Origin of the sequence: Pseudomonas sp. Leaf58 (genome assembly GCF_003627215.1) — a bacterium.
Taxonomy (GTDB): Bacteria; Pseudomonadota; Gammaproteobacteria; order Pseudomonadales; family Pseudomonadaceae; genus Aquipseudomonas.
In genome coordinates, this window is record NZ_CP032677.1 from 5104911 (window position 1) to 5129852 (window position 24942).

24 protein-coding genes are annotated in these 24942 nt (G+C 62.7%); 13 read left to right on the plus strand and 11 right to left on the minus strand.

Annotation, left to right across the window (positions count from 1 at the left end; all coding sequences use genetic code 11):
* The 3 genes from DV532_RS23635 to DV532_RS23645 form a co-directional block, all read right to left on the minus strand.
* Positions 1-795 carry a thiazole synthase gene (locus DV532_RS23635; RefSeq protein WP_027592333.1) on the minus strand — a complete coding sequence of 265 codons (795 nt, stop codon included), beginning with the start codon at positions 793-795 and terminating at the stop codon, positions 1-3.
* Between the two features lie 54 nt (positions 796-849).
* Positions 850-1050, minus strand: coding sequence for a sulfur carrier protein ThiS (gene thiS, locus DV532_RS23640; protein ID WP_056796621.1), 201 nt, complete (start codon positions 1048-1050; stop codon positions 850-852).
* A 102-nt stretch (positions 1051-1152) separates the two neighbouring features.
* Positions 1153-1524: a DUF423 domain-containing protein gene (locus tag DV532_RS23645; protein ID WP_056794332.1), complete on the minus strand. Its 372-nt coding sequence runs from the start codon at positions 1522-1524 to the stop codon at positions 1153-1155.
* A gap of 64 nt (positions 1525-1588) precedes the next feature.
* Here DV532_RS23645 and mtgA point away from each other — a divergent pair, with 64 nt between their 5' ends.
* Entirely contained in the window at positions 1589-2299 is a 711-nt protein-coding gene (gene mtgA / locus DV532_RS23650) for a monofunctional biosynthetic peptidoglycan transglycosylase (RefSeq protein ID WP_056796617.1), read from the plus strand.
* 75 nt (positions 2300-2374) lie between these two features.
* On the opposite strand, the gene rpoH is transcribed toward mtgA, so the two are convergent.
* From rpoH to ftsY, 4 genes are all read right to left on the minus strand, one after another.
* On the minus strand, positions 2375-3229 hold the full coding sequence (gene rpoH, locus DV532_RS23655; protein ID WP_003249083.1) for an RNA polymerase sigma factor RpoH: 855 nt from the start codon (positions 3227-3229) through the stop codon (positions 2375-2377).
* Between the two features lie 111 nt (positions 3230-3340).
* Positions 3341-4366, minus strand: coding sequence for a permease-like cell division protein FtsX (gene ftsX / locus DV532_RS23660; protein WP_056794330.1), 1026 nt, complete (start codon positions 4364-4366; stop codon positions 3341-3343).
* Positions 4363-5034 carry a cell division ATP-binding protein FtsE gene (ftsE, locus tag DV532_RS23665; RefSeq protein ID WP_056794328.1) on the minus strand — a complete coding sequence of 224 codons (672 nt, stop codon included), beginning with the start codon at positions 5032-5034 and terminating at the stop codon, positions 4363-4365. Before ftsE ends, ftsX begins: the two co-directional genes overlap by 4 nt.
* Before the next feature lie 2 nt (positions 5035-5036).
* Complete coding sequence (gene ftsY, locus DV532_RS23670; RefSeq protein WP_056794326.1) at positions 5037-6581, minus strand: signal recognition particle-docking protein FtsY; 1545 nt, start codon at positions 6579-6581, stop codon at positions 5037-5039.
* Positions 6582-6812: 231 nt separating this feature from the next.
* On the opposite strand from ftsY, the gene DV532_RS23680 reads away from it, so the two are divergent.
* The 6 genes from DV532_RS23680 (at position 6813) to DV532_RS23705 (ending at position 14056) form a co-directional block, all read left to right on the plus strand.
* Complete coding sequence (locus DV532_RS23680; protein WP_056794322.1) at positions 6813-8168, plus strand: pitrilysin family protein; 1356 nt, start codon at positions 6813-6815, stop codon at positions 8166-8168.
* Positions 8161-9651 (plus strand): pitrilysin family protein, encoded by a 1491-nt coding sequence (locus DV532_RS23685; RefSeq protein WP_056794320.1) that lies wholly within the window; start codon positions 8161-8163, stop codon positions 9649-9651. The genes DV532_RS23680 and DV532_RS23685 overlap by 8 nt, the downstream gene beginning before the upstream one ends.
* Positions 9651-10253: a 16S rRNA (guanine(966)-N(2))-methyltransferase RsmD gene (gene rsmD / locus DV532_RS23690; protein WP_056794318.1), complete on the plus strand. Its 603-nt coding sequence runs from the start codon at positions 9651-9653 to the stop codon at positions 10251-10253. The genes DV532_RS23685 and rsmD overlap by 1 nt, the downstream gene beginning before the upstream one ends.
* A gap of 94 nt (positions 10254-10347) precedes the next feature.
* Entirely contained in the window at positions 10348-11637 is a 1290-nt protein-coding gene (locus tag DV532_RS23695; RefSeq protein ID WP_056794317.1) for a pitrilysin family protein, read from the plus strand.
* A complete protein-coding gene (locus tag DV532_RS23700; protein WP_056794315.1) occupies positions 11630-13003 on the plus strand; it encodes a pitrilysin family protein in 1374 nt (457 codons plus the stop codon). The genes DV532_RS23695 and DV532_RS23700 overlap by 8 nt, the downstream gene beginning before the upstream one ends.
* A gap of 60 nt (positions 13004-13063) precedes the next feature.
* On the plus strand, positions 13064-14056 hold the full coding sequence (locus DV532_RS23705; protein ID WP_056794313.1) for a hydrolase: 993 nt from the start codon (positions 13064-13066) through the stop codon (positions 14054-14056).
* A 33-nt stretch (positions 14057-14089) separates the two neighbouring features.
* Here DV532_RS23705 and DV532_RS23710 read toward each other — a convergent pair whose 3' ends face one another.
* Positions 14090-14944 carry a sulfurtransferase gene (locus tag DV532_RS23710; protein WP_056794312.1) on the minus strand — a complete coding sequence of 285 codons (855 nt, stop codon included), beginning with the start codon at positions 14942-14944 and terminating at the stop codon, positions 14090-14092.
* A 35-nt stretch (positions 14945-14979) separates the two neighbouring features.
* Positions 14980-15645: a TetR/AcrR family transcriptional regulator gene (locus DV532_RS23715; RefSeq protein ID WP_056794310.1), complete on the minus strand. Its 666-nt coding sequence runs from the start codon at positions 15643-15645 to the stop codon at positions 14980-14982.
* A 150-nt stretch (positions 15646-15795) separates the two neighbouring features.
* Here DV532_RS23715 and DV532_RS23720 point away from each other — a divergent pair, with 150 nt between their 5' ends.
* The 3 genes from DV532_RS23720 to DV532_RS23730 all read left to right on the plus strand — a co-directional run bounded on the left by DV532_RS23720 (position 15796) and on the right by DV532_RS23730 (position 18247).
* The gene (locus DV532_RS23720) at positions 15796-17226 is read left to right on the plus strand and encodes a coniferyl aldehyde dehydrogenase (RefSeq protein ID WP_056794309.1); all 1431 of its coding nucleotides are present in this window, start codon (positions 15796-15798) and stop codon (positions 17224-17226) included.
* A 182-nt stretch (positions 17227-17408) separates the two neighbouring features.
* The gene (gene coaD, locus DV532_RS23725) at positions 17409-17888 is read left to right on the plus strand and encodes a pantetheine-phosphate adenylyltransferase (RefSeq protein WP_056794307.1); all 480 of its coding nucleotides are present in this window, start codon (positions 17409-17411) and stop codon (positions 17886-17888) included.
* Positions 17889-17995: 107 nt separating this feature from the next.
* Positions 17996-18247: a YfhL family 4Fe-4S dicluster ferredoxin gene (locus DV532_RS23730; RefSeq protein WP_009683359.1), complete on the plus strand. Its 252-nt coding sequence runs from the start codon at positions 17996-17998 to the stop codon at positions 18245-18247.
* Positions 18248-18294: 47 nt separating this feature from the next.
* Here DV532_RS23730 and mutM read toward each other — a convergent pair whose 3' ends face one another.
* On the minus strand, positions 18295-19107 hold the full coding sequence (gene mutM / locus DV532_RS23735; RefSeq protein ID WP_056794305.1) for a bifunctional DNA-formamidopyrimidine glycosylase/DNA-(apurinic or apyrimidinic site) lyase: 813 nt from the start codon (positions 19105-19107) through the stop codon (positions 18295-18297).
* A 2-nt stretch (positions 19108-19109) separates the two neighbouring features.
* Positions 19110-19928, minus strand: a complete 819-nt coding sequence (locus tag DV532_RS23740) for an HDOD domain-containing protein (protein ID WP_177339520.1) — start codon at positions 19926-19928, stop codon at positions 19110-19112.
* 251 nt (positions 19929-20179) lie between these two features.
* On the opposite strand from DV532_RS23740, the gene DV532_RS23745 reads away from it, so the two are divergent.
* The 3 genes from DV532_RS23745 (at position 20180) to ilvD (ending at position 24888) form a co-directional block, all read left to right on the plus strand.
* Positions 20180-21376 carry a class I SAM-dependent rRNA methyltransferase gene (locus tag DV532_RS23745; protein WP_016489666.1) on the plus strand — a complete coding sequence of 399 codons (1197 nt, stop codon included), beginning with the start codon at positions 20180-20182 and terminating at the stop codon, positions 21374-21376.
* A 302-nt stretch (positions 21377-21678) separates the two neighbouring features.
* Entirely contained in the window at positions 21679-22749 is a 1071-nt protein-coding gene (locus tag DV532_RS23750; protein WP_056794301.1) for a hypothetical protein, read from the plus strand.
* Between the two features lie 297 nt (positions 22750-23046).
* Positions 23047-24888 (plus strand): dihydroxy-acid dehydratase, encoded by a 1842-nt coding sequence (ilvD, locus tag DV532_RS23755; RefSeq protein ID WP_056794298.1) that lies wholly within the window; start codon positions 23047-23049, stop codon positions 24886-24888.
* Positions 24889-24942: the final 54 nt, after the last annotated feature.

A 24942-nucleotide genomic window follows, 5' to 3' on the forward strand; every position in this document is an offset into this window, starting at 1 on the left:
TTACTTGATCAGACCATCCAGCGGCGAAGAGGCGCTGGCATAGAGTTTCTTCGGCATACGACCGGCCAGGTAGGCCAAGCGGCCAGCGACGATGGCATGCTTCATGGCCTCGGCCATCAGCACCGGCTGCTGGGCGTGGGCGATGGCGGAGTTCATCAGCACCGCTTCGCAACCCATTTCCATGGCGATGGTGGCGTCGGAGGCAGTACCCACGCCAGCGTCGACCAGTACCGGAACTTTGGATTCCTCAAGGATGATCTGCAGGTTGTAGGGGTTGCAGATACCCAGGCCGGTACCAATCAGGCCCGCCAGAGGCATGACCGCGATGCAGCCGGCTTCGGCCAGCTGACGGGCGATAATCGGGTCGTCGCTGGTGTAGACCATCACGTCGAAACCGTCCTTGACCAGCACTTCGGCGGCCTTGAGGGTTTCAATCACGTTGGGGAACAGGGTTTTTTGGTCGGCTAGCACTTCCAGCTTGACCAGGTTATGGCCATCCAGCAGCTCGCGGGCCAGGCGGCAAGTGCGCACGGCTTCTACCGCGTCGTAGCAGCCAGCCGTGTTCGGCAGGATGGTGTAGCGGTCTGGCGGCAGTACGTCGAGCAGGTTCGGCTCGCCCGGGTTCTGGCCGATATTGGTACGGCGCACGGCAACAGTGACGATTTCGGCACCCGAGGCCTCGATGGCCAGGCGGGTTTCTTCCATGTCACGGTACTTGCCGGTACCCACCAGCAGGCGCGACTGGAACGTGCGCCCGGCCAGGGTGAAGGGCTTGTCGCTACGAACATTGCTCATCGTTGTTCCTCGGGAAAAGGTTACTGGGCTTGCGGGTGAAGTACCTGGTAGAAATCAGCCGCCGCCAATGGCGTGGACCACTTCGACCTGGTCGCCGTCATTGAGCAGCGTGCTGTCGTGCTGGCTACGCGGCACGATATCCAGGTTGAGCTCCACCGCTACCCGGCGCCCGGTCAGGTCCAGGCGGGTCAGCAGGGCTGCAACACTTTCGCCAGCAGGCACTTCGTAAGGCTCACCGTTCAGTTGAATGCGCATGCGCACGGCCACCGTTGTTCTTTGGGGCCAGCATTCTAGCGCCGAACCACCCTGCAACCCAAGGGCGGCACACGCCATTAGTCGTGATTGTGGACCAGTCGGTCAGCCCAGCCGCCAGGCTGCCAGGCCCAGGCACAACCAGCCGGCGAGGAAGCACAGCCCGCCAAGTGGGGTGATGATGCCGAGCTTGCCCAGGCCACTGAGGGTCAACAGGTACAGGCTACCGGAGAACAACACGATGCCCACGGCAAACAGGCCGCCGGCCCAGCCAACCAGGCGCCCAGGCAGGTGCGCCGAAAGCACGGCCACGCCGAAGAGCGCCAGGGCATGTACCAATTGGTAGGTCACACCGGTCTGGAAGATCGCCAGGTAGTCCGCCGTCAGCCGGTTTTTCAGGCCGTGGGCGGCAAAGGCGCCCAAGGCGACACCGGTAAAACCGAAAAAGGCGGCAAGCATCAGGAAGCTGCGAAGCATGGGACGACTCCTTGTAACGGGTCTGTATAATGGCCCCTTCCACCCGTACGGCCAAGCCATCACCATGCTGCCAACCCTTCTCCGCCGCCTCTCCCGCGCCCTGCTCTGGTTCGCTGCCGGCAGCATCGTGCTGGTGCTGGTGTTCCGCTGGGTGCCACCACCCGGTACGGCGCTGATGGTCGAGCGCAAGGTGCAGTCCTGGGTAAATGGCGAACCTATCGACCTGCAGCGCGATTGGGAGCCGTGGGAAAACATTTCCGACGAGCTCAAGGTCGCGGTCATCGCCGGCGAGGACCAGAAGTTCGCCAGCCACTGGGGCTTCGACATCCCGGCCATCCAGGCGGCGCTGGCGTTCAACGAGCGCGGCGGCAGCATTCGCGGTGCCAGCACCCTGACCCAGCAGGTGGCCAAGAACCTGTTCTTGTGGTCTGGGCGCAGTTGGTTGCGCAAAGGGCTGGAGGCCTGGTTCACTGCGTTGATCGAGCTGTTCTGGCCCAAGGAACGGATTCTCGAGGTCTACCTGAACAGTGCCGAGTGGGGCAAGGGTGTGTTCGGTGCCCAGGCGGCGGCGCGCTATCACTTTGGTGTCGATGCCAGCCGGCTTAGCCGCCAGCAGGCCGCGCAGCTGGCGGCAGTGCTGCCGAGCCCGATCAGGTGGAGCGCCAGCCGGCCAAGTGCCTATGTAGCCAGTCGTGCCGGTTGGATTCGGCGGCAGATGAGCCAATTAGGCGGGCCCAGCTACCTGATGCAACTCGACTCATCTCGAAAGCTTTGAATGCTCTGCCGACGCAAATAAAAAAGCCGCTCACCCGATCCGGGCCAGCGGCTTTTCTGTGCAACCAAGGCTCGCTCAGGCAGCGATCAGCGCCTTGACCTTGTTCATCGCATTCTTCTCCAGCTGGCGAATACGCTCCGCCGAAACGCTGTACTTGTCTGCCAGCTCATGCAGCGTGGCCTTCTCTTCCGCCAACCAACGCTGGTACAGAATATCGCGGCTACGCTCATCCAGCCCTTGCAGCGCTTCGTGCAGGTTGCTGGTGGAGTTGTCGCTCCAGTCGGCATCTTCCAACTGCACCGCTGGGTCGTAGCGGTGGTCTTCCAGGTAATGCGCAGGCGACTGGAAGGCGCTGTCGTCGTCAGCTTCCGCTGCCGGGTCGAAAGCCATGTCCTGGCCGCTGAGGCGGCTTTCCATCTCACGCACTTCACGCGGTTCGACGCCAAGGCTTTCCGCCACGCGATGCACTTCGTCGTTGTTCAACCAGGCCAGGCGTTTCTTCTGGCTGCGCAGGTTGAAGAACAGCTTGCGCTGCGCCTTGGTGGTGGCCACCTTGACGATGCGCCAGTTGCGCAGGATGAACTCGTGGATCTCTGCCTTGATCCAGTGCACAGCGAACGACACCAGACGCACGCCCATTTCTGGGTTGAAGCGCTTGACGGCCTTCATCAGGCCGACGTTGCCTTCCTGGATCAGGTCGGCCTGGGCCAAGCCGTAGCCGGCATAGCTACGGGCGATATGTACGACGAAACGCAGGTGGGCCATCACCATTTGGCGAGCGGCCTCGACATCCTGCTCATAATAGAGACGCTCGCCCAGATCACGCTCCTGCTCGACCGTCAGCAGCGGGATGCTGTTGACCGTGTGCACATAGGCTTCCAGGTTTGCACCGGGCACCAGGGCATAGGCAGGTTGCAACGATGTGGTCATTCAAGAACCTCCGACTTACAAAACTCGCGCCTTGTGGGCGCTGCCAACATTGACCTGGAACGACGGTACAAGTTCCACAGTGAAGAAAATGTCAATGCTGGCACGTAAAAACTACCGCGGCGCCAACTCGTTGAGGTGGCGGGCGACTGCAATCCATGCACCGATATACCCCAACAGCACCGCTCCGATCAAGAGCGACAGACCATCGGACGCTGGCACCCCGCCCAGGGCGAAGTCGCTGCCGTACAGCCCGGAAAGCCCTACCACCGCCTCGTTCAGCCAGTTCAGGCCAAACGCCAGGATGCCCCACGCCAGCAGGCCTGCACCCAGGCCATACAGGGCGCCCATGTACAGGAAAGGCCGGCGCACGTAGGCGTCGGTACCACCCACCAGCTTGATCACTTCGATCTCGGTGCGGCGGTTTTCAATATGTAGACGAATTGTGTTACCGATTACTAACAGCAAGGCCGAAATCAGCATGACGGCCATTCCGAAGACGAAACGGTCACCCAACTTGAGGATGGCCGCCAGGCGCTCGACCCACACCAAATCGAGCTGCGCCACTTCCACCCGCGGCAGCTCCGACAGGCGCTGACGCAAGGCTTCGAGCGCCGGTTTGTCGACCTCGGTCGGGGTTACCACCACCACACCAGGCAGCGGGTTTTCGGGCAGTTCACGCAGGGCTTCGCCCAGCCCGGACTGCTGCTGGAACTCCTCCAGTGCCTGCTCGCGGCTGACATACTGTGCGTCGGCCACACCGGGCATGCCCTTGATCTGGTCGCGCAGCGCCTCGCCCTCGCGGCTACCGGCATCGAGCTTGAGGTACAGCGAAATCTGCGCGGCGCGCTGCCAGGAGCCGCCAAGCTGCTCGACGTTCTTCAGCAACAGCGACAGGCCCATGGGCATGCTCAGCGCCACGGCCATCACCAGGCAGGTAAAGAAGCTACCGACTGGCTGCTTGCCCAAGCGGCGCAGGCTGTCAGCCATGCTGGCACGGTGGCTTTCCAGCCAGGCATGCAGCAGCGTACGGAAATCCGGGCCGTCGTCGTCTTCACCGCGCTTTTTCTTCGTCGGTTGCGGGTCGGCCGGTTTTGGCGCAACCCGCTCGGAAACCTTCGGCGTACGTGTAGTGCTCATTGCCCGGCCTCCCCATCGCCGATCAAGCGGCCGCGCTGCAAGGTCAGCATGCGGTGGCGCATGCGCGCAATCAGTGCCAGGTCGTGGCTGGCGATCAATACCGTAGTACCCAGGCGGTTAATGTCCTCGAACACACCCATGATCTCTGCAGCCAGGCGTGGGTCAAGGTTACCGGTAGGTTCGTCGGCCAGCAGCAGCGCCGGCTGATGAACGATAGCGCGGGCGATACCTACCCGCTGCTGCTGCCCGGTGGACAGGTCGGCGGGGAACAGCTCGCCTTTGTCGGCCAGTGACACACGCTCCAGGGCCGAGTCCACGCGCTTGGCGACCTCGGCCTTGGACAAGCCGAGAATTTGCAGCGGCAAGGCGATGTTGTTGAACACCGTGCGGTCGAACAGCAACTGGTGGTTCTGGAACACCACGCCGATCTGCCGGCGCAGGAACGGGATCTGCGCATTGCTGATCTGGCCCAGGTCCTGCCCGGCCAGCATCAGTTTGCCGCTGGTCGGGCGCTCCATCGCCAGCAGCAAGCGCAGCAAGGTGCTCTTGCCAGCCCCCGAGTGGCCGGTGACGAACAGGAATTCGCCCCGACGCGCCCGGAAACTCAGCTCATGCAAACCGACATGACCATTGGGATAGCGCTTGGCAACCTGTTCGAATCGGATCATGGTCAGTCTCGCTCGGCGAACAGAGCCTTGACGAACGGCTCAGCTTCGAAGGTGCGCAGGTCGTCGATGCCTTCACCGACACCGATGAAGCGGATGGGCAGCTTGAACTGCTTGGCCAGGGCGAAAATCACCCCGCCCTTGGCGGTGCCGTCCAGCTTGGTCAGGGCCAGGCCGGTCAGTTCGACGCTCTGGTTGAAGTACTTGGCCTGGCTGATGGCGTTCTGGCCGGTGCCGGCATCAAGCACCAGCAGCACCTCATGCGGCGCTTCGGCGTCGAGCTTGCCAATGACCCGGCGGACCTTCTTCAGCTCTTCCATCAGGTTGTCTTTGGTGTGCAGGCGGCCGGCGGTGTCGGCGATCAGCACGTCGACACCACGGGCTTTGGCGGCCTGCACGGCATCGAAGATTACCGAGGCGGAGTCGGCACCGGTGTGCTGGGCGATCACCGGGATCTGGTTACGCTCGCCCCACACCTGCAACTGCTCAACGGCAGCGGCACGGAAGGTGTCACCGGCAGCCAGCATCACTTTCTTGCCTTCGAGTTGCAGCTTTTTGGCCAGCTTGCCGATAGTGGTGGTTTTGCCGGCGCCGTTCACGCCAACCACCAGGATCACGTAGGGCTTGTTCTGCGCCTTTACCACCAGCGGCTGCTCGACCGGGCGCAACAGCGCGGCCAGCTCCTCTTGCAACGACTTGTACAGGGCGTCGGCGTCGGCCAGCTGCTTACGCGCGACCTTCTGGGTGAGGTTCTGGACGATGGTCGAAGTAGCTTCCACGCCGACGTCGGCAGTCAGCAAGCGAGTCTCGATCTCGTCGAGCAGGTCGTCATCGATGACCTTCTTGCCCAGGAACAGGCTGGCCATGCCCTCGCCGATGCTGGCGCTGGTCTTGGACAGGCCCTGCTTAAGGCGGGCGAAGAAGCCGGGCTTGGCCTGCTCAACCGGCGCGGGTGCAGGTTCCGGTGCAGCTTCGACGGGTGCAGCAATAGGTGCAGCAGGTGCCGGTGCCGGGCGCTCTGGAATTGCCGGCGGTGCTTTCGGTTCTAGGTCCGGTACCAGGGCCACCGGCTCTTCGGCAACCGGCAGCACCAGGTTGCTGACTGGCGCGGCTGGCTCGACGACGGGAACTGCCTCGGCTTGGGCAACCTCGACCAGCGCTGCCTGCAAAGGCACGGAAGCAACTGGCTGCGGCGCCGGTGCCACTAGCGGCTGAGAAGCGACCGGCTCGGGCTCAGGGGCCTGCAACGGCTGGGACGCAACCGGCTCAGGCGCGGGTGCCTCGACTACCGGGTACTGGGCTGGCTCGGCGGCGGGCTTTGGCGCAACCAGCGATGCGGCTGCCGGAGCCGGAACGGGCTCAGAGGCCTGTGGCGCTTCAGCAGCAGGTGCCTCGACCGGAGCGGCTGCAGGTTGCTCGACAGCGGGGGCTTCATTCGCGGGCACGCCTGCGTCCGCAGGTTGCTGCGGTTTCTTGCGAAACCAGCTGAACAGGCCTTTCTTTTCGCCAGCCTCGGCCGGCGCTTTTTTGTCGTCGTTGGAACCAAACATGGAAGACGGCTATCTCAGGGTAGCGATGGGCCAGCTATGGCGCATCGGGAATTCTCTCTACGCAGAACAGACTATCTTGAAGCCGGCTGGTTCATGCGCAACGTTTTGTCTTAGTGTCCTGTGGGCCAGAACGGCGACAGGCATGGTCGCCAGGCAACCGGATCAGTATCCTAGCACCTCCTGGCCCGCCGACGCTAAACCCAGCGGGCCGCCGAACAGGTTAAACACCGTATGAATGCTCTAGCCCGCCGCGCCGCTGGCCTGTTGCTTGGCACGCTGTGCCTGCCGCTCGCGGCCTTCGCCGCCGATGTGCAACCCACCCACGAGTTCATCCTCGACAACGGCCTGAAAGTGGTCGTGCGCGAGGACCATCGCGCCCCGGTGGCAGTCTCGCAGATCTGGTACAAGGTTGGCTCAAGCTACGAAACTCCGGGCCAGACCGGCTTGTCCCATGCGCTGGAGCACATGATGTTCAAGGGCAGCGCCAAGGTCGGCCCCGGCGAGGCCTCGCGCATCCTGCGTGACATTGGCGCCGAAGAAAACGCCTTCACCAGCGACGACTACACCGCCTATTACCAGGTGCTGGCCCGCGACCGCCTGCCGGTGGCCCTGGAACTGGAAGCCGACCGCCTGGCCAGCCTGCGCCTGCCCGCCGACGAGTTCAGCCGCGAGATCGAGGTCATCAAGGAAGAACGCCGCCTGCGCACCGACGACCAGCCCAATTCCAAGGCCTTCGAGCTGTTCCGCGCCATGGCCTACCCGGCCAGCGGTTACCACACCCCGACCATTGGCTGGATGGCCGACCTGGAACGCATGAAGGTCGAGGAGCTGCGACACTGGTACGAGTCCTGGTATGCCCCCAACAACGCCACCCTGGTAGTGGTCGGCGACGTTACCGCCGACGAGGTAAAGGGCCTGGCACAGAAATACTTCGGCAACATCCCCAAGCGGGCGGTGCCGCCGGCCAAGTTGCCACTGGAGCTGGCCGAACCGGGGCAACGCCAGTTGACCCTGCACGTACGCACTCAGCTGCCCAGCCTGATCTATGGCTTCAACGCCCCCGGCCTGGCCACCGCCAAGGACCCGCGTACCGTGCACGCCCTGCGCCTGATCTCGGCGCTGCTCGACGGCGGCTACAGCGCCCGTATGCCGGCCCGCCTGGAGCGCGGCCAGGAGCTGGTGGCGGGTGCCTCCTCCAGCTACAACGCCTTCACCCGTGGTGACAGCCTGTTCCTGATCTCGGCCACGCCGAACGTGCAGAAGCAGAAAACCCTCGCCGATGTCGAGAAAGGCGTCTGGCAACTGCTTGACGAGCTCAAGACCACCCCGCCCAGCGCCGAAGAATTGGAGCGCGTACGCGCCCAGGTCATCGCCGGCCTGGTCTATGACCGCGACTCCATCAGCAGCCAAGCCACCACCATCGGTCAGCTAGAAACCGTCGGCCTGTCCTGGAAGCTGATCGACAGCGAGCTGGACGAGCTCAAGCGCGTCACCCCGCAGGACATCCAGAACGCCGCGCGCACCTACTTCACCCGCGAACGCCTGAGCGTTGCCCATGTACTGCCCGAGGAGTCCGCTCATGAGTGATCGCCGCGCACCACGCCCAACCCTGCTGGCCACCGGCGCCCGTGCCCTGGCGCTGGCGGCAGTGCTGGTCGGCCCGGCCATGGCCGACAACGCCACCAAGGCTGACAGCAGCGCAGCCCGCCCGGCCAACACGCTGCAGTCGCTGGCTGACTTGGACGGCAAGGCACCCAGCCGGCGCCAGCTGAACATCCAGCACTGGAACACCGCCGAAGGTGCCCGGGTGCTGTTCGTCGAAGCCCGCGAATTGCCGATGTTCGACCTGCGCGTCACCTTCGCCGCTGGCAGCAGCCAGGACGGCGGTACGCCAGGCCTCGCGGCCCTGACCAACGCCATGCTCAACGAGGGTGTGGCTGGCAAAGACGTAACCGCTATCGCCGAAGGCTTCGAAGGCCTGGGCGCAGACTTTGGCAATGGTTCGTACCGCGACATGGCCGTGGCCTCGCTGCGCAGCCTCAGCGCCAAGGACAAGCGCGAACCAGCACTCAAGCTGTTCACCGAGGTGGCCGGCAAGCCGACCTTCCCCGAAGACGCCCTCAAACGCATCAAGAACCAGATGCTGGCCGGCTTCGAATACGAAAAGCAAAACCCCGGCAAAATCGCTGGCAAGGCGCTGTTCGGCAAGCTTTACGGTGACCATCCTTACGCCCACCCCAGCGACGGCACCGCGGAAACCATCAATGGCATCACCTTGGCCCAACTGCGCGCCTTCCACGCCAAGGCCTACACCGGTGGCAACGCAGTCATCGCCCTGGTCGGCGACCTCAGCCGCACCGAAGCCGAAGCCATTGCCGCACAGGTATCTACCGGCCTGCCCAAGGGCCCGGCGCTGACCGCCCCTGCCCAACCGAATGATGCCACGGCAGGCATGACCCACATCGATTTCCCATCCAAGCAGACCCACCTGATGTTGGCCGAGCTCGGCATCGACCGCCAGGACCCAGACTGGCCGGCCCTGTCACTGGGCAACCAGATCCTCGGCGGTGGTGCATTCGGCACCCGGCTGATGAGCGAGGTGCGTGAAAAGCGCGGCCTGACCTACGGCGTGTACTCGGTGTTCAGCCCCATGCAGGTGCGTGGCCCGTTCATGATCAACCTGCAGACCCGCGCCGAGCTCAGCGAAGGGACCCTCAAACTGGTGCAGGGCATTCTCACCGACTACCTCAAGGACGGCCCTACCCAGCAGGAGCTGGACGATGCCAAACGCGAACTGGCAGGCAGCTTCCCGCTGTCCAATGCCAGCAACGCCAGCATCGTCGGCCAACTGGGCGCCATTGGCTTCTACAACCTGCCGCTGACCTGGCTGGAGGACTTCATGCAGCAGTCCCAGGCGCTCACCGTCGAGCAGGTCAAGGCCGCCATGAACAAACACCTGTCAGCCGATAAACTGGTGATCGTCACCGTTGGCCCGAAAGTGCCGCAAAAACCGCTGCCAGCCCCCACTGACAAGCCCTCCGAGCAACCGCTCGGGGTACCGGAGCACTAATGCCAAGATCCACCCCACCTGCCCGCCCGCAACCGGGCCAAAGCAAGGGCCAGGGCCACCTGCGCATCATCGCCGGCGAGTGGCGCAGCCGTCGCCTGGCGGTGCCGGAAGGCGAAGGCCTGCGGCCAACGCCCGACCGCGTGCGGGAAACCGTATTCAACTGGCTGGCCCCCTACATCGAAGGTGCCCGCGTGTTGGACGCCTTCACCGGCAGCGGCGCCCTGGTGCTCGAAGCGCTGTCCCGCGGGGCCGAAGATGCCGTGGCACTGGACAGCAACGCCGCCGCCATCGCCAACTTGAAGAACAACCTCGAGATCCTGCGCTGCCCACGTGGGCAAATCCTGCAGACCGACGCCCTGCGCTATCTGCAAGGCCCGGCCAAGCAGCAGTTCGATGTGGTGTTTCTCGACCCACCGTTCCATCAGGACCTGCTGGCCAACACCTGCAACCTGCTGGAGCAGAACCAGTGGCTGCGCGAACAGGCCTGGGTCTACACCGAAAGCGAGGCGGCACCATCGACCTTGCAGTTGCCGGGCAACTGGCGCCTGCACCGCGAGAAGAAGACCGGTCAGGTGCACTATGCACTCTGGCAGCGGGGCTGACCCGGTAACCTGGGGCTGACGTACTTAGTTACCGCAACCCCACCTGCACCATGGCTGAAGCTGCTCCTCCTTTTCCTGCAGGAGCACTTCAACCATGACCGAACACCCCTCCCCGCCAGACGGGCTACACACCTTCACCCTCGACAATGGCCTGCGCATCTACCTGCGTGAAGACCACCGCGCGCCCCTGGTCAGCGTACAGCTGTGCTATCACGTCGGCGCCAGCTACGAGCCTGAAGGCCACACCGGCCTGTCCCACGCCCTGGAACACCTGCTGTTCGAAGGCAGCAGCAAATTGGCCCCAGGCCAGTATTCGACCCTCATGACTCGCCTGGGCGGCGACCCGAATGCCTTCACCCTGGCAGACGCCACGGTCTTTCCGCTGACATTGCCAGCCAGCCGCCTGGAGGTTGCCCTGGAAGCCATGGCCGACGTCATGGCCAGCGCCACCCTCAGCGATACGCCTTTTGCCCGTGAACTGGCGGTTGTGATGGCCGAGCGACGCGATGACGTTGACAACCGCCCCTTGGCACTGGCCCAGGAACATCATCAGTTGTTGGCCTATGGCAACAGCGGCTATGGCACTCCAGTGATCGGCCACAAGACCGACCTCGCCCATATGACCGCGGCTGCCGCGCGCACCTGGTACCAGACCTGGTATCACCCCAACAACGCCACGCTCGCCGTGGCCGGCGACATGGCGCTGCCACGCCTGCAAAAACTCGTGGCTCGGCACTTTGCGGCGATCCCCGCCCACCGCCTGCCAGTGCAACCAATACCCACGTCGCCCATGGGCGTTAGACGCAACCAAACCTTGCGCCTGCAAGGCCTGTATACGGGCGTAATCATCAGTTTCAGCCTCCCCAGCCAATGCACTGCCTCCTCTGTGGCCCAAGCCTATGCACTGAGGCTACTGCCCGAAATCCTTGCCGACGGGACCGCCAGCACGCTGCAGCGTCGGCTGGTTCTGGACGACCCAATCCTGCAAGGCCTGAGGTCTACTTATGAACCCTGGCAACGCGGTGACAGCCTGCTGACGCTCTACGCCTTCTGCAGCCCCCAAGTGACACCCGAGGTGGCCGCCGAACGGCTATTGCAGGAAATCGAAGCGTTCCGCCAGTCCGCGCCCACCAAACCAGACCTTCAGCGCGCCAAGGCGCGCCTGCTGGCCAGGCAGCTGTACGAAAGAGATGACATCGCACAACAAGCCCAGGCGATCGGCAAGCAGGCCGCCTGTGGCCTGGACCCCATAGCGTTGGAGGACGAGCGGCAAGCCATCGAAGCCGTGACAGCCGAACAGGTCGGCCAGGCTGCTTTGGACTTCCTGATCGAGTCCCGCGTAGCCATCACCTTCATGCACCACAAGGAGAGCGTTGATGAATGACTCGATTTCGGCCGAACAGCAGCCTGCCGCCCCCAACAACATTTACGGTGGCCTGGTTTCAGCTCAAGGGCTGGACTTGGACCAGCTCGAGTCCGTTCAGATAGAGGTGCAGGCCTGGACAACGGACGCGGGGACTAACGTGAAATTCGTCGAAGCCCGTGGGCTGCCATTGGTCGATGTGATATTGCGGTTCAGCGCAGGCACCACTCAGGACACAGCCCAGCCCGGCCTGGCAGCCTTGACGCTGTACATGCTCGATGAGGGCAGCCAGCGTTACACCGCTGCCCAGCAAGCCGAGTACCTGGAGCGCCTGGGCGCGATCATGGGGAAGCAGATTCGCCTGGAGCATGCGGCGCTGAGCCTGCGCAGTGTAAGCACGAAAGCCATACTCGATCCTGCCCTGGCGCTGTTTACCGACCTCGTGGCGCACCCGGCCTTCCCCCAGCCTGCCCTGGACCGAATAAAACGCCAGCTACTGCAACACGACGCCGCACGCGAACGCCTGCCCACGTTGAGAGCGCGAAGTGAAGTCTTCCGTCATTTGTTCAAAGGCCATCCCTATGGCAACCCACTGGGTAGCACAGCTCAAGGCATAGAAACCGTCACCCCTGACAACCTGCGGGCATTTCACCAACGCGCCTATTCCGCCAGCAACCTGGAAATGGTGCTGGTGGGGGACCTCTCCCTCACCGATGCGCAAGTTATCGTGCAACGGATCAGCCAGGCCCTGCCGCAAGGCTGGTCCGCCATAGACCTGCCCGCGGTCCCGAGCGCAGCCACTGCAACGGTCAACGTCGAACAGGCCGGTGCCAGCAGTGCTGTGGTACTGGCACTGCCCATGAACGTACCTGCCAATGACCCGGAGTACCTCGCAATGGTGCTGGCCAGCGAGGTATTGGGCGTAGGCCTCGAATCCCGCTTGATGATGGAGCTGCGCCAACGTCGTGGCCTGACCTACGGCATCTACAGCCGCGCATCGGCCATGAGGGCCGGCGGCTTGTTCACCATCGAGTGGGAGATCGAGCCAGCGCATGTCCAAGGTACGCAGGCGTTGGTAGAGGCCTTGCTACGAGACTTCATCGACCAGGGCCCGACCCAGGCCGAGTTGCAGCTGGCACGCAAACGACTGGCAGGGCAATTGCTGCGCGGCGTTGCACAGAACAAAAGCCTCGCAGACTTGCTCACGGTGATCAGTCATCAACACCAACCCGCCGACCATTTGAACACCTACATCGAGCGCATTGGCAGGCTGACACCAGCAGATATCCGCGCGGTGATGCAGCGCCGGCTCAAGTTGGATGACAAGGTGCTCGTCAGTGTCGGCCCGCGCGCCGAGCAACAGCCGCTGCCGGCTACCGACCAATAGCGCAGGTACAGTGGCGCTGTTTCATGGCACTCTAGGCAGGCACATCACGAGCCACCCAGCATGCCAAGCCCCAGCGCCACATTCCGCCCGGCCATCGGCCTGACCAACCCCCACCTGCAAACCTTGTGGGGACCACTGTGGCGCAAGCTGCCGGAGCTGCCGCGCAACCGCGAGCGGCTGTGGCTGGCCGATGGCGACTTCATCGACCTGGACTGGCATGGCCCGCACCAGCCGCATGCGCCTCTGGTGCTGGTATTGCACGGCTTGACCGGGTCCTCTCACTCGCCTTACGTCAAAGGTTTGCAGCAAGCACTGCAAGGCCGCGGCTGGGCCAGCGTGGCGGTGAACTGGCGCGGTTGCTCGGGCGAACCCAACCTGTTGCCACGTAGCTACCATTCCGGCGCCAGCGAAGACCTGGCCGAAATCGTCAACCACCTGCGCGCCCAGCGCCCGCTGGCACCGTTGTACGCGGTGGGCTACTCGCTGGGCGGCAATGTACTGCTGAAATACCTGGGCGAAAGTGGTGTTGCCAGCCAACTGCAGGCGGCAGTTGCGGTGTCGGTGCCGTTTCGCCTGGACCACTGCGCCGACCGCATCGCCCGGGGCTTTTCGAAGGTGTACCAGGCGCACTTCATGCGCGAGATGCTGACCTATGTGCAGCTCAAGCAACGGCACTTCCACGACCACGGGCAACATGAGCGGCTGGCGATACTGGAGCGGCTGGGGCCACTGAGCAACCTGCGCACGTTCTGGGATTTCGATGGCAAGGTCACTGCACCGCTAAACGGCTTTCGCGACGCGCACGACTACTATCGCCGCTCATCGAGCCATTTCTTCCTGGGCCAGAACCGTACGCCGACGCTGATCATCCACTCCAGCGATGACCCGTTCGTTTCCAGCCACAGCCTGCCAACGGCGCGCGAACTGGCAAGGCAGACCCGCTTTGAACTGCACAGCCGGGGTGGCCATGTGGGCTTTGTCGATGGCAGCCTGCGCAACCCGGGGTATTACCTGGAGCGGCGGATTCCGCAGTGGTTGGTCGAAGGCCAATAAAAGCCGTAGCTTTCATTGGCAGTCCCGGCCTACTTACTCGCCAGTGGCTACACCATGAGCGGGATCGTTGATCCATTCACTCCACGATCCGGCATACAGCTTGCCCAGCGGGTACCCCGCCAGTGCCAAGGCGAACAGATTATGGCAAGCGGTCACCCCAGACCCGCAATAAGAAACCAACTGCTCCGGCGCCCGCCCGGCCAGCTTTTCGGCAAAGCGCTGCTTGAGCTGCTGCACCGGCAAGAAGCGTCCATCAGCCCCTAGGTTATCGGTAAACGCCGCGCACTGGGCCCCCGGAATATGCCCTGCCACAGGGTCGATCGGCTCCATTTCGCCACGGAAACGCGGCAAGGCGCGCGCATCGATCAACGTCAGGTCCGTGGCACCCAGGCGCTTACCCAGGTGTTCGGCATCGATTACCAGTTTGCCGTCCGGCGCACCGTTGAAGGTGCCTTCACGCTTTAGCGGCGGGTCCAGGCTCAACGGCAGGCGCGCTGCATGCCAGGCCTTCAGGCCGCCGTCGAGGATCGCCACACCGCTGCGCTTGCCCAGCCAGGCCAGCAGCCACCAGGCACGGGCGGCAAAGGCGCCGGGGCCGTCGTCATACAGCACCACCTCGCTGTCATCGTCCACGCCCCAGTCACGCAAGCGTTCAACCAAACGCTGGGCATCGGGCAGTGGATGGCGCCCGGTGCGCCCCTTGCTCACCGGCCCGCTGAGGTCGCGCTCCAGGTCGGCAAAATGCGCCCCGGCGATATGCCCCTGGGCATAGCTGCGTTGGCCATAGTCCACATCCTCGAGGGCAAAGCGGCAGTCGAGGATCACCAACTTGGGCGAGCCCAGACGCTCGGCCAACTGCTGCGGGGTGATCAATTGCGCAAGGGGCATGACAATCTCCTGATCGATGGCGCTAGGGCCCTGGGCTACTGCTCCAGAGCCTGGTTGAACGGTACATGGAATTCCTGGCACAGGGCGTCCACGGCATTGCGAGCGTTGTCGGTGACAAAGCCAAGCTCCAGCACCAGTACTTGGTAGACGCCGCGCTTGAAGGCTTCTTCACCCAGGTGCGCGGAATGTTCTCGCGTGGTGCTGAGAAAACGTACCCAGGACGTCAGCACGATCCAGGCGTTGATGGTCAGCGATTCGATCTGCGCCGGCCCCATGGCCAGAATCCCTGCCTCGACGAAGCCGCGGTAGATCGCCTGGCCCTGGCGCAGGCAGCGCTCGGAAAAGCGCCGGTATCGGGCGGCCAGCTCCAGGTCGCTGTCCAGCAAATGCTCCAGGTCGCGGTGCAGGAAACGGTAGTTCCACATCGCTGCCAGCAAGGCCTTCAGGTAGAAACGCTTGTCCTCCACGGTCGCCGTGCGGCCTTGCGGCGGGCGCAAAAAGCTGTCCACCAGCTCTTCGTACTGGCTGAACAACAGGGCGATGATCGCCTGCTTGTTGGGAAAGTGGTAATACAAATTGCCGGGCGATATTTCCATGTGCGCGGCAATGTGGTTGGTACTGACGCTGCGTTCGCCCTGCTGGTTGAACAGCTCCAGGCTGTTCTGCACGATGCGCTCTCGGGTCTTCATGCGCGGGGCCATGCTCAGCTCCCAGTCTGCGGGCTTTCATCAAAGGGTCATCTTACGGCGTATCGGTGGTGGAATGCACCGCTCGATAGCGCGGAAAAATCCGTACCACGGGACAAATTAGAGTATAGGCTCTAGGGACTTCCTGCCTGGATCGAAGCCGCCATGAACTCGCCCACTGCCTTGCCTCCTGTGCAATCCGACACCGACCTGGCGGCGACGTTCGCTACCCAGCGCCAGGCTTTTGCCGGTAACCCGCTGCCACCGGCGGCGCAGCGGCGCCAGTGGCTGAAAAGCCTGCGCCAAGCCTTACTGGACGGCCAGGCTGAACTGACCGAAGCGATCAGCCAAGACTTTGCCGGGCGCAGCGCCGACGAGACCCTGCTGGCCGAGCTGCTGCCGTCGGTACAAGGCCTGCGCCACGCTGAACAGCACCTGCAACGTTGGATGCGCGCCAGCCGGCGCCGCGTGGGCCTGGCCTTTCAACCTGCCCGGGCGCAGGTGCACTATCAACCGTTGGGCGTGGTCGGCATCATCGTGCCGTGGAACTACCCGCTGTTACTCGCCATCGGCCCGATGACCTGCGCCCTGGCCGCCGGCAACCGGGTCATGCTCAAACTCAGTGAAGCCACGCCGGCCACCGGCCAGGCGTTGAAACAGCTACTGCAGCGGGTGTTTCCCAGCGACCTGGTCAGCGTGGTGCTCGGTGAGGTCGAAGTGGGCCAGGCTTTCGCCCGCCTGCCCTTCGACCATCTGCTGTTCACCGGCGCCACCAGCGTAGGGCGCCAGGTGATGCTGGCCGCAGCGCAAAACCTGACCCCAGTCACCCTGGAGCTGGGTGGCAAGTCACCGGTGATTGTCTCGGCCGATGTGCCGTTGGACAGCGCCGCCGAGCGCATCGCCTTCGGCAAGGCCCTCAACGCTGGCCAGACCTGTGTCGCCCCCGATTACGTGCTGGTGCCACGCGAGCGCCTGGAGGCCTTCAGCGACGCCTACCAGCGCGCCGTGCACCGCCTGTACCCGCGCATCGCAGACAACCCCGACTACACCGCCATCATCAACCTTCGCCAGCTACAGCGTTTGCAGCACCTACTGGATGACGCCCGCGACAAAGGTGCGCAGGTGCTCGACTTGTACCCCAGCGAAGCCCGCCAAGGGCGCCGGCTGCCGCCGCATTTGCTGCTGGGGGTCAACGACAGCATGCAGGTGATGCAGGACGAAATTTTCGGCCCGCTGCTGCCGCTGGTGCCCTACGACAGCCTCGACCAAGCGCTGGCCTACATCAACCAGCGCCCTCGCCCGCTGGCGCTGTATTACTTCGGCTATGACCGCGCCGGCCAGGAGCAGGTGCTGCGCCACACCCACTCCGGCGGTGTGTGCTTGAACGACACCCTGCTGCACGTGGCCCAAGATGACTTGCCATTTGGCGGCATCGGCCCCTCCGGCATGGGCCATTACCATGGCCATGACGGGTTCCTGACCTTCAGCAAAACCAAGGCCGTGCTGGCCAAGCAGCGCTTCAACGCCGCACGGCTGATCTACCCGCCTTATGGCAAAGCCTTGCAGCGCCTGGTCTTCAAGCTGTTTATCCGCTAACGGCCGACCCCTGCACATCAGCGCCACGCTCCGCGAAGCGCGGGTCGCCCGCCTGGCACACAGCGCATGACAACGAATACACCGCCTGTCTATAGTGCCATCAGCCGGCCGCATGACTTGGCCGAGGCGCCGTCGCTGCGCTACCATCCGACTCCCCAACGCACTCCAGCCAGGATGACGCGATGAACCGAGTGTTGTACCCGGGTACTTTCGACCCCATTACCAAAGGCCATGGCGATCTGGTCGAGCGCGCCTCGCGGCTGTTCGATCACGTGATCATCGCGGTGGCGGCCAGCCCCAAGAAGAACCCACTGTTCCCACTGGAGCAACGGGTGGCGCTAGCCCGTGAGGTCACCAAGCACCTGCCCAATGTCGAAGTCATCGGCTTCTCTTCGCTGTTGGCGCATTTCGCCAAGGAACAGGGCGCCAACGTCTTCCTGCGCGGCCTACGTGCGGTGTCCGACTTCGAGTACGAGTTCCAGCTGGCGAACATGAACCGGCAACTGGCACCCGATGTCGAGAGCCTGTTCCTGACGCCGTCAGAACGTTATTCGTTCATTTCCTCGACCTTGGTCCGGGAAATTGCCGCACTGGGTGGTGATATCAGCAAATTTGTCCACCCGGTGGTGGCTGACGCGCTGACCGAACGCTTCAGGAAGTAAGCCTGACGCCTGATTGTCGCGCCCGCGTGCACTGCGGGCGCGAATGCGGCACAATTGTGCCCACTGCGTTGAACATGCCCGGGCGCTGAGCCCCGGCCGGAGTCCCCATGTCCCTGATCATCACCGACGATTGCATCAACTGCGACGTCTGCGAACCCGAGTGCCCGAACGAGGCCATCTCCCAAGGCGAAGAGATCTACGTGATCGACCCTAACCTGTGCACCCAGTGCGTGGGCCATTACGACGAGCCGCAATGCCAGCAAGTCTGCCCGGTCGACTGCATTCCGTTGGATGAAGCGCACCCGGAAACCGAAGAACAGCTGATGGCCAAGTACCGTCGGATTACCGGCAAGGCCTGAACCCACAGGCCTGCGCTCCTACAGGGGAGCGTACTCGCCTGAAAGGTTTAGCGCTGGCAGCGTGGGCAGAACACGCTGGCCCTCTGCCCCAGTTTCACCTCGCGCAACTCCGTGCCGCACACCTTGCACGGCTGCCCACCGCGCCCATAGACGAACAATTCCTGCTGGAAGTACCCCGGCTGCCCGTCGCCACCGATAAAGTCGCGCAGTGTGGTTCCACCCTGCTCGATCGCCGCGGCCAACACCCGCTTGATCTCGATTGCCAGCTTAAGGTAGCGCGCCCGGGAAATCCCGCCCGCTTCGCGCCGCGGGTCGATACCCGCGGCGAATAACGCCTCGGTAGCGTAGATGTTGCCCACCCCCACCACTATCGCGTTGTCCATGATGAACGGCTTGACCGCCATCGACCGCCCACGCGACAGCTGGAACAGCCGTTCGCCATCGAACAGATCGGTTAACGGCTCCGGGCCCAAGCGCAGCAGCAGTTCGTGGTTCAGCGGGTCCAGGCTCCACAGCATCGCGCCAAAGCGGCGTGGGTCGGTGTAACGCAGCATCAACCCCGACTCCAGCTCGATGTCGACGTGCTCGTGCTTGGCCGCCGGCAAGCCCAACTCGACCAGTCGCAGGTTGCCCGACATGCCTAAGTGGCTGATCAGGGTGCCGACCTCGGCATTGATCAACAGGTACTTCGCGCGCCGCTCCACACTGATGATGCGCTGCCCCGACAAGCGTACATCGAGGTCTTCAGGGATTGGCCAGCGCAAGCGCCGGTCACGCACCACCACTCGGCTGACGCGCTGGCCCACCAGGTGCGGTGAGATACCGCGCCGGGTGGTTTCTACTTCGGGTAATTCCGGCATGTTCAGTGCCCGCCCAGCTCACGAATGTTCTGCTTGAGGTTTTCGAAGTCGTATTCCGACAAGCCAATGTAGTCGAGCACCAGCGGGCCGACCACATTCCATTCGTGGTCCACGGCCTGGTTACCCAGTACCCGGTAGGACGCACAGATGTGCTCGGCCATCTTCAGCACCGCCAACAGGTTTTTCAGCTGGCTCTGAGTATTGCGGCAGCTCTCGTCGCGGAACACCGCCAGGGCATTATGGTGGTTGGCGATGGCTGCACTGAGGTGCTCGGGCAGGCGCCAGGACTTGGCGGTGAAGTAACCAACCACCGAATGGTTGGTATTGAACGCACGGTTTTCGGTGTCGACCACGCGGGTATCCTCGCCGGCCTTGGCGTAGGCCTCCTCCAGTACATCCATGTAGTTGGGGAAGCGCTTGAGCATCAGCGGCACGCCACAGTCATGGAACAGGCCAAGGGTGTAGGCCTCGTCTGCCGCCTGCATACCGGTACGCTTGGCCAATGTCAGGCAAGTCATCGCCACATCCTGGGCGGTATCCCAGAAGCGGTTGAGGGTGACGATGGTCTCGTCGCTCATCTCACCCTTGATCGACTGGGCATTGATCAGGTTGATGATCGAACGACTGCCCAGCAGGTTCACCGCGCGCTGGATCGAGCCAATCTTGTTGGAAAGGCCAAACTGCGCGGAGTTGACCAGTTTGAGCAAAGCCCCTGAAAGGCCCGGGTCTTGGGAAATCAGCTTGGCGATGGTTTCCAGGTCAGGGTCGGGCATGTACTGCTCGAACTGCAGGTCGACCATGATCTGCGGTTGCGGCGGAATGGTGATGCCTTGCAAGGCTTGCTGGATCTGTTCGGCGCTGAGTTCTTGGGACATACGTACACACTCGTTTAGGACCGGCGATTTTAACCCTCTAACCCAGAATGGGACCAACCACTGAATCGTTGCGGCGAGTTTATTAGTTTATCGGCACGGGCTCCCTGTCGGAGCATGACGCCAGGCAACTGGTCGAGCCGGCACCGGAAACAGGGCAGACAGGTTATAATCCCGCTCTTTTTTCCCGGAGCGACGTCATGTCCCTGCCCAGCCTTCGCCTCAAAGCCAATGCCGACCGCCGCCTGCGCGCCGGCCACCTGTGGGTCTACAGCAACGAAGTCGACGTCACCGCGACCCCACTGCAAGGCTTCCAGGCCGGCCAGCAGGCCGTTCTCGAGGCGGCCAACGGCAAACCGCTGGGTATCGTCGCCCTGAGCCCGAACAACCTGATCTGCGCCCGCCTGCTGTCGCGCGACATCAAGCTGCCGCTGGACAAATCGCTGCTGGTGCACCGCCTGAACGTCGCCCTGTCCCTGCGCGAGCGCCTGTTCGACCAGCCTTGCTACCGCCTGGTCTACGGCGACTCCGACTTGCTGCCAGGCCTGGTGGTCGACCGCTTCTTCGACATCCTCGTGGTGCAATTGGCCTCGGCCACCATGGAAGCGCATAAAGACGACGTGATCGCGGCCCTGGTACAGGTGCTCAAGCCAAGCGGCATCCTGTTCAAGAACGACTCCGCCGCGCGTGACGCCGAAGGCCTCCAGCGCTATGTCGAAACCGTCTACGGCGAAGTGCCGGACTGGGTGCCGCTGGAAGAGAACGGCGTCAAGTTCGAAGCCCCGGTGCGCGAAGGCCAGAAAACCGGCTGGTTCTATGACCACCGTATGAACCGCGCACGTCTGGCGCCCTACGTTAAAGGTAAACGCGTACTCGACCTGTTCAGCTACATCGGTGGTTGGGGTGTGCAGGCCGGCGCGTTCGGCGCCAGCGAAGTGTTCTGTGTCGATGCCTCGGGCTTCGCCTTGGATGGCGTGGAGCGTAACGCCGCGCTGAACGGCATCAGCGAGAAGCTGACCTGCATCGAAGGCGACGTTTTCGAAGCGCTGCGCGAGCTGAAAGCCGCCGAAGAACGCTTCGACGTGATCATTGCCGACCCACCCGCCTTCATCAAGCGCAAGAAAGACCTGAAAAACGGCGAAGCGGCCTACCGCCGCCTGAACGAGCAGGCCATGCGCATGCTCAACAAGGACGGCATTCTGGTCAGCGCCTCGTGCTCGATGCACCTGCCCGAGGATGACCTGAACAACATCCTGCTGACCAGCGCCCGCCACCTCGACCGCAATATGCAGCTGCTCGAGCGCGGCGGCCAGGGCCCGGACCACCCGGTGCACCCGGCCATCGCCGAAACCCGCTACATCAAGAGCATCACCTGCCGGTTGCTGCCTAACAGCTGACCAAAATCCAGACGGCCTGCACCGCCCCCCCAAGGTGTTCCACATGCGCAAGAGCTGTGGAACTCCTGGGGAAGCAACAGCCTTGATCAAAAAACCAAGAGCTTTCGCGCCCCCTGTAGGAGCGGGCTTGCCCGCGAACACGGGTGAAGCCCGTGCCACTCAACGCTCCAGACAACCAAGTACCTGTCATTTCTGCTAGTTGCCCATCAAGCATCCGCCCACCAATATCAGGCAGCAAATAGTCTCTCCCTTGTGTTCGCAACGAGCACATTACCCCTTGCTGAAAGGAAACGGAGCTGCCAATGACTAAACCACAAATTTCCGCGCTGCCGCCCGCCACAATCAGGGAGATAGCAGGAAGTGAAAATTATATCCCCCTGGATAAGCTGGAGCACACCTTAACCGTCATCGTCCCAATGAGTGCCATAAAAGGACAAGACCACGTTTCGGTAAACTGGATTATGCCCGACGGGCAACAGGCATCGCGCGGTACGCCTTTGAAAGAGGAGGACATGGATAAAGATGTCGAACTCGCCTTCACGCCCGCTGAATTGTTCTTCATTAGCGGAAGCGAGGCAACTTTATCGTATGAAGTGGTAAGGTATGTAGAGGATGGCAGCACCGAAGAAAAGCTGTATTCGCCACGCAGCCTCTATGTCTTCGAAGGGTTGCTTCCTCGCCCATACACCCTAGAATTCGCCGATGCACAGCTAACCTTTGAGGTCGCTCGCGCTGGCTTCACAGTCGTCGTCCCTAACTACAAAGAGAAGAAGCTCGGAGACCGAGTTCAGGTATTTGTCATAGGTGCCGAAGCCGGACTTTGCCATAGAGTAGAAATTACGGTCACAGCTGATAACCTGCATGAAACGCTACCCGCGCCCATCACACCGTTGAAATCCGGTTATGCAGGGGGCGGCCACCTGAGAGTTTTTTACACAGTTGATAGCCCGCCAGAACACCCTGTTAACCAACCGATTACCCTGTTGCGCTCCTCTCATGTCTACCATGTGACAAGTCTTGTTTCGCTAGGCCAGCCAACCTCCCGGCAACCCTACCAAGGTGGAGGTTGCGCGCCTTTCTATATCGGCACAGCAGACATTGACGGTTATTACCCATTCGAAGTGCCCCTTCCCTCACCTTTGAACGAAAACACCAACCTGATTACTGTTGTCGAAATAGAGACCATGGAAAATTTAACCGACCACATTCAAATGATGGTCATCGAGCAACCCATCGACCACACGTCAAACTCTCAAACCGTTTATTTAAATAGAAATACGATCCTCGGGAAGATTGCGAACATAACCGCGCTTGTCCCAACCAGCGAAGGCACCTATTTTTCGACAACAGCGCATTGCATAGCGGCCAATTAATTCGCACAGGCCTCACCGTGGCATCGTGCATACGGTGAAGCCTGCATAAGCCTGCGTCAGAGCCCCGGCCAAAGCCACCGCCCAGACACATCACCATTCCCTCGCCGCGCCAGCGGTGTAGAATCGGCTTATTCATCGCCAGTCATCCCCGGCGGGTTTATGAGCTCTGGCCAAGCACGCGGCGATCCCGCGGCGTCTTCGGCCCCATCCGTGCCAGTGGCAACCGGCCTGCGGTACAGAGGACAAGAGAAGCTCACTCCCCTTTTTGTGACCTGATTAAGCCGCCAGGAGTGTTTCATGCCTGATTACCGTTCCAAGACTTCCACCCAAGGCCGCAACATGGCCGGCGCCCGTGCCCTGTGGCGCGCTACCGGGATGAAGGACGAAGACTTCAAGAAACCGATCATCGCCATCGCCAACTCGTTCACCCAGTTCGTCCCGGGCCACGTGCACCTGAAGGACCTGGGCCAGCTGGTCGCCCGCGAAATCGAACGCGCCGGTGGCGTGGCCAAGGAATTCAACACCATCGCGGTCGATGACGGCATCGCCATGGGCCACGACGGCATGCTGTACTCGCTGCCAAGCCGCGAGATCATCGCCGACGCCGTGGAATACATGGTCAACGCCCACTGTGCCGACGCCATCGTGTGCATTTCCAACTGCGACAAGATCACCCCCGGCATGCTGATGGCTGCCCTGCGCCTGAACATCCCGGTAATCTTCGTGTCCGGCGGCCCGATGGAAGCCGGCAAGACCAAACTGGCCAGCCACGGCCTGGACCTGGTCGACGCCATGGTCATCGCCGCCGATTCCTCGGCCTCCGACGAGAAAGTCGCCGAGTACGAGCGCAGTGCGTGCCCAACTTGCGGTTCGTGCTCCGGCATGTTCACCGCCAACTCGATGAACTGCCTGACCGAAGCCCTGGGCCTGGCCCTGCCGGGCAATGGTTCGACCCTGGCTACCCACGCCGACCGTGAGCAGCTGTTCCTCACCGCCGGCCGTACCATCGTCGAGCTGTGCAAGCGCTACTACGGCGAGAACGACGAGTCGGTACTGCCACGCAGCATCGCCAACTTCAAGGCGTTCGAGAACGCCATGATGCTGGACATCGCCATGGGCGGCTCGACCAACACCATCCTGCACCTGCTGGCTGCTGCCCAGGAAGGCGAAGTCGAGTTCGACCTGCGCGACATCGACCGCCTGTCGCGCAAAGTGCCGCAGCTGTGCAAAGTGGCGCCGAACATCCAGAAGTACCACATGGAGGACGTGCACCGCGCCGGCGGCATCTTCAGCATCCTCGGTTCGCTGGCCCGTGGCGGCCTGTTGCACACCGACCTGCCGACCGTGCACAGCCGCAGCATGGAAGAAGCCATCGCCAAGTGGGACATCACCCAGACCGATGACGAAGCGGTGCATACCTTCTTCAAGGCCGGCCCTGCCGGTATCCCGACCCAAACTGCCTTCAGCCAGTCGACCCGTTGGGAAACACTGGACGACGACCGTGAAAACGGCTGCATCCGCAGCTTCGAGCACGCCTACTCGCAAGAAGGCGGCCTGGCCGTGCTGTATGGCAACATCGCGCAGGATGGTTGCGTGGTGAAAACCGCTGGCGTTGACGAGTCGATCCACGTATTCGAAGGCAACGCGAAGATCTTCGAGAGCCAGGACAGCGCCGTGCGCGGCATCCTCGCCGACGAAGTAAAAGCCGGCGACATCGTGATCATTCGCTACGAAGGCCCGAAAGGTGGCCCGGGCATGCAGGAAATGCTGTACCCGACCTCGTACCTGAAGTCCAAAGGCCTGGGCAAGGCCTGTGCGCTGCTCACCGATGGCCGCTTCTCGGGCGGTACCTCGGGCCTGTCGATCGGCCATGCCTCGCCGGAAGCCGCTGCTGGCGGCGCCATCGGCCTGGTGCGCGACGGCGACAAGGTGCTGATCGACATCCCTAACCGCTCGATCAACCTGCTGGTAAGCGACGAAGAGCTGGCCCAGCGCCGCGTCGAGCAGGACAAAAAGGGCTGGAAACCAGCTGAAGTACGCCCACGCAAGGTGACCACCGCGCTGAAGGCCTATGCCCTACTGGCGACCAGTGCCGACAAGGGTGCTGTGCGTAACAAGGCGATGCTGGAAGGGCTGTAAGGCTTTTTAGCATTTTTGAAAACCGGCGCCTTGTGCGCCGGTTTTTTTGGCCGT

What these genes read in the sequence shown, in the direction of transcription:
- DV532_RS23635 (WP_027592333.1), bottom strand. Translation starts at nt 795, where the DNA reads ATGAGCAATGTTCGTAGCGACAAGCCCTTCACCCTGGCCGGGCGCACG.
- thiS (WP_056796621.1), bottom strand. Translation starts at nt 1,050, where the DNA reads ATGCGCATTCAACTGAACGGTGAGCCTTACGAAGTGCCTGCTGGCGAA.
- DV532_RS23645 (WP_056794332.1), bottom strand. Translation starts at nt 1,524, where the DNA reads ATGCTTCGCAGCTTCCTGATGCTTGCCGCCTTTTTCGGTTTTACCGGT.
- mtgA (WP_056796617.1), top strand. Translation starts at nt 1,589, where the DNA reads ATGCTGCCAACCCTTCTCCGCCGCCTCTCCCGCGCCCTGCTCTGGTTC.
- rpoH (WP_003249083.1), bottom strand. Translation starts at nt 3,229, where the DNA reads ATGACCACATCGTTGCAACCTGCCTATGCCCTGGTGCCCGGTGCAAAC.
- ftsX (WP_056794330.1), bottom strand. Translation starts at nt 4,366, where the DNA reads ATGAGCACTACACGTACGCCGAAGGTTTCCGAGCGGGTTGCGCCAAAA.
- ftsE (WP_056794328.1), bottom strand. Translation starts at nt 5,034, where the DNA reads ATGATCCGATTCGAACAGGTTGCCAAGCGCTATCCCAATGGTCATGTC.
- ftsY (WP_056794326.1), bottom strand. Translation starts at nt 6,581, where the DNA reads ATGTTTGGTTCCAACGACGACAAAAAAGCGCCGGCCGAGGCTGGCGAA.
- DV532_RS23680 (WP_056794322.1), top strand. Translation starts at nt 6,813, where the DNA reads ATGAATGCTCTAGCCCGCCGCGCCGCTGGCCTGTTGCTTGGCACGCTG.
- DV532_RS23685 (WP_056794320.1), top strand. Translation starts at nt 8,161, where the DNA reads ATGAGTGATCGCCGCGCACCACGCCCAACCCTGCTGGCCACCGGCGCC.
- rsmD (WP_056794318.1), top strand. Translation starts at nt 9,651, where the DNA reads ATGCCAAGATCCACCCCACCTGCCCGCCCGCAACCGGGCCAAAGCAAG.
- DV532_RS23695 (WP_056794317.1), top strand. Translation starts at nt 10,348, where the DNA reads ATGACCGAACACCCCTCCCCGCCAGACGGGCTACACACCTTCACCCTC.
- DV532_RS23700 (WP_056794315.1), top strand. Translation starts at nt 11,630, where the DNA reads ATGAATGACTCGATTTCGGCCGAACAGCAGCCTGCCGCCCCCAACAAC.
- DV532_RS23705 (WP_056794313.1), top strand. Translation starts at nt 13,064, where the DNA reads ATGCCAAGCCCCAGCGCCACATTCCGCCCGGCCATCGGCCTGACCAAC.
- DV532_RS23710 (WP_056794312.1), bottom strand. Translation starts at nt 14,944, where the DNA reads ATGCCCCTTGCGCAATTGATCACCCCGCAGCAGTTGGCCGAGCGTCTG.
- DV532_RS23715 (WP_056794310.1), bottom strand. Translation starts at nt 15,645, where the DNA reads ATGGCCCCGCGCATGAAGACCCGAGAGCGCATCGTGCAGAACAGCCTG.
- DV532_RS23720 (WP_056794309.1), top strand. Translation starts at nt 15,796, where the DNA reads ATGAACTCGCCCACTGCCTTGCCTCCTGTGCAATCCGACACCGACCTG.
- coaD (WP_056794307.1), top strand. Translation starts at nt 17,409, where the DNA reads ATGAACCGAGTGTTGTACCCGGGTACTTTCGACCCCATTACCAAAGGC.
- DV532_RS23730 (WP_009683359.1), top strand. Translation starts at nt 17,996, where the DNA reads ATGTCCCTGATCATCACCGACGATTGCATCAACTGCGACGTCTGCGAA.
- mutM (WP_056794305.1), bottom strand. Translation starts at nt 19,107, where the DNA reads ATGCCGGAATTACCCGAAGTAGAAACCACCCGGCGCGGTATCTCACCG.
- DV532_RS23745 (WP_016489666.1), top strand. Translation starts at nt 20,180, where the DNA reads ATGTCCCTGCCCAGCCTTCGCCTCAAAGCCAATGCCGACCGCCGCCTG.
- DV532_RS23750 (WP_056794301.1), top strand. Translation starts at nt 21,679, where the DNA reads ATGACTAAACCACAAATTTCCGCGCTGCCGCCCGCCACAATCAGGGAG.
- ilvD (WP_056794298.1), top strand. Translation starts at nt 23,047, where the DNA reads ATGCCTGATTACCGTTCCAAGACTTCCACCCAAGGCCGCAACATGGCC.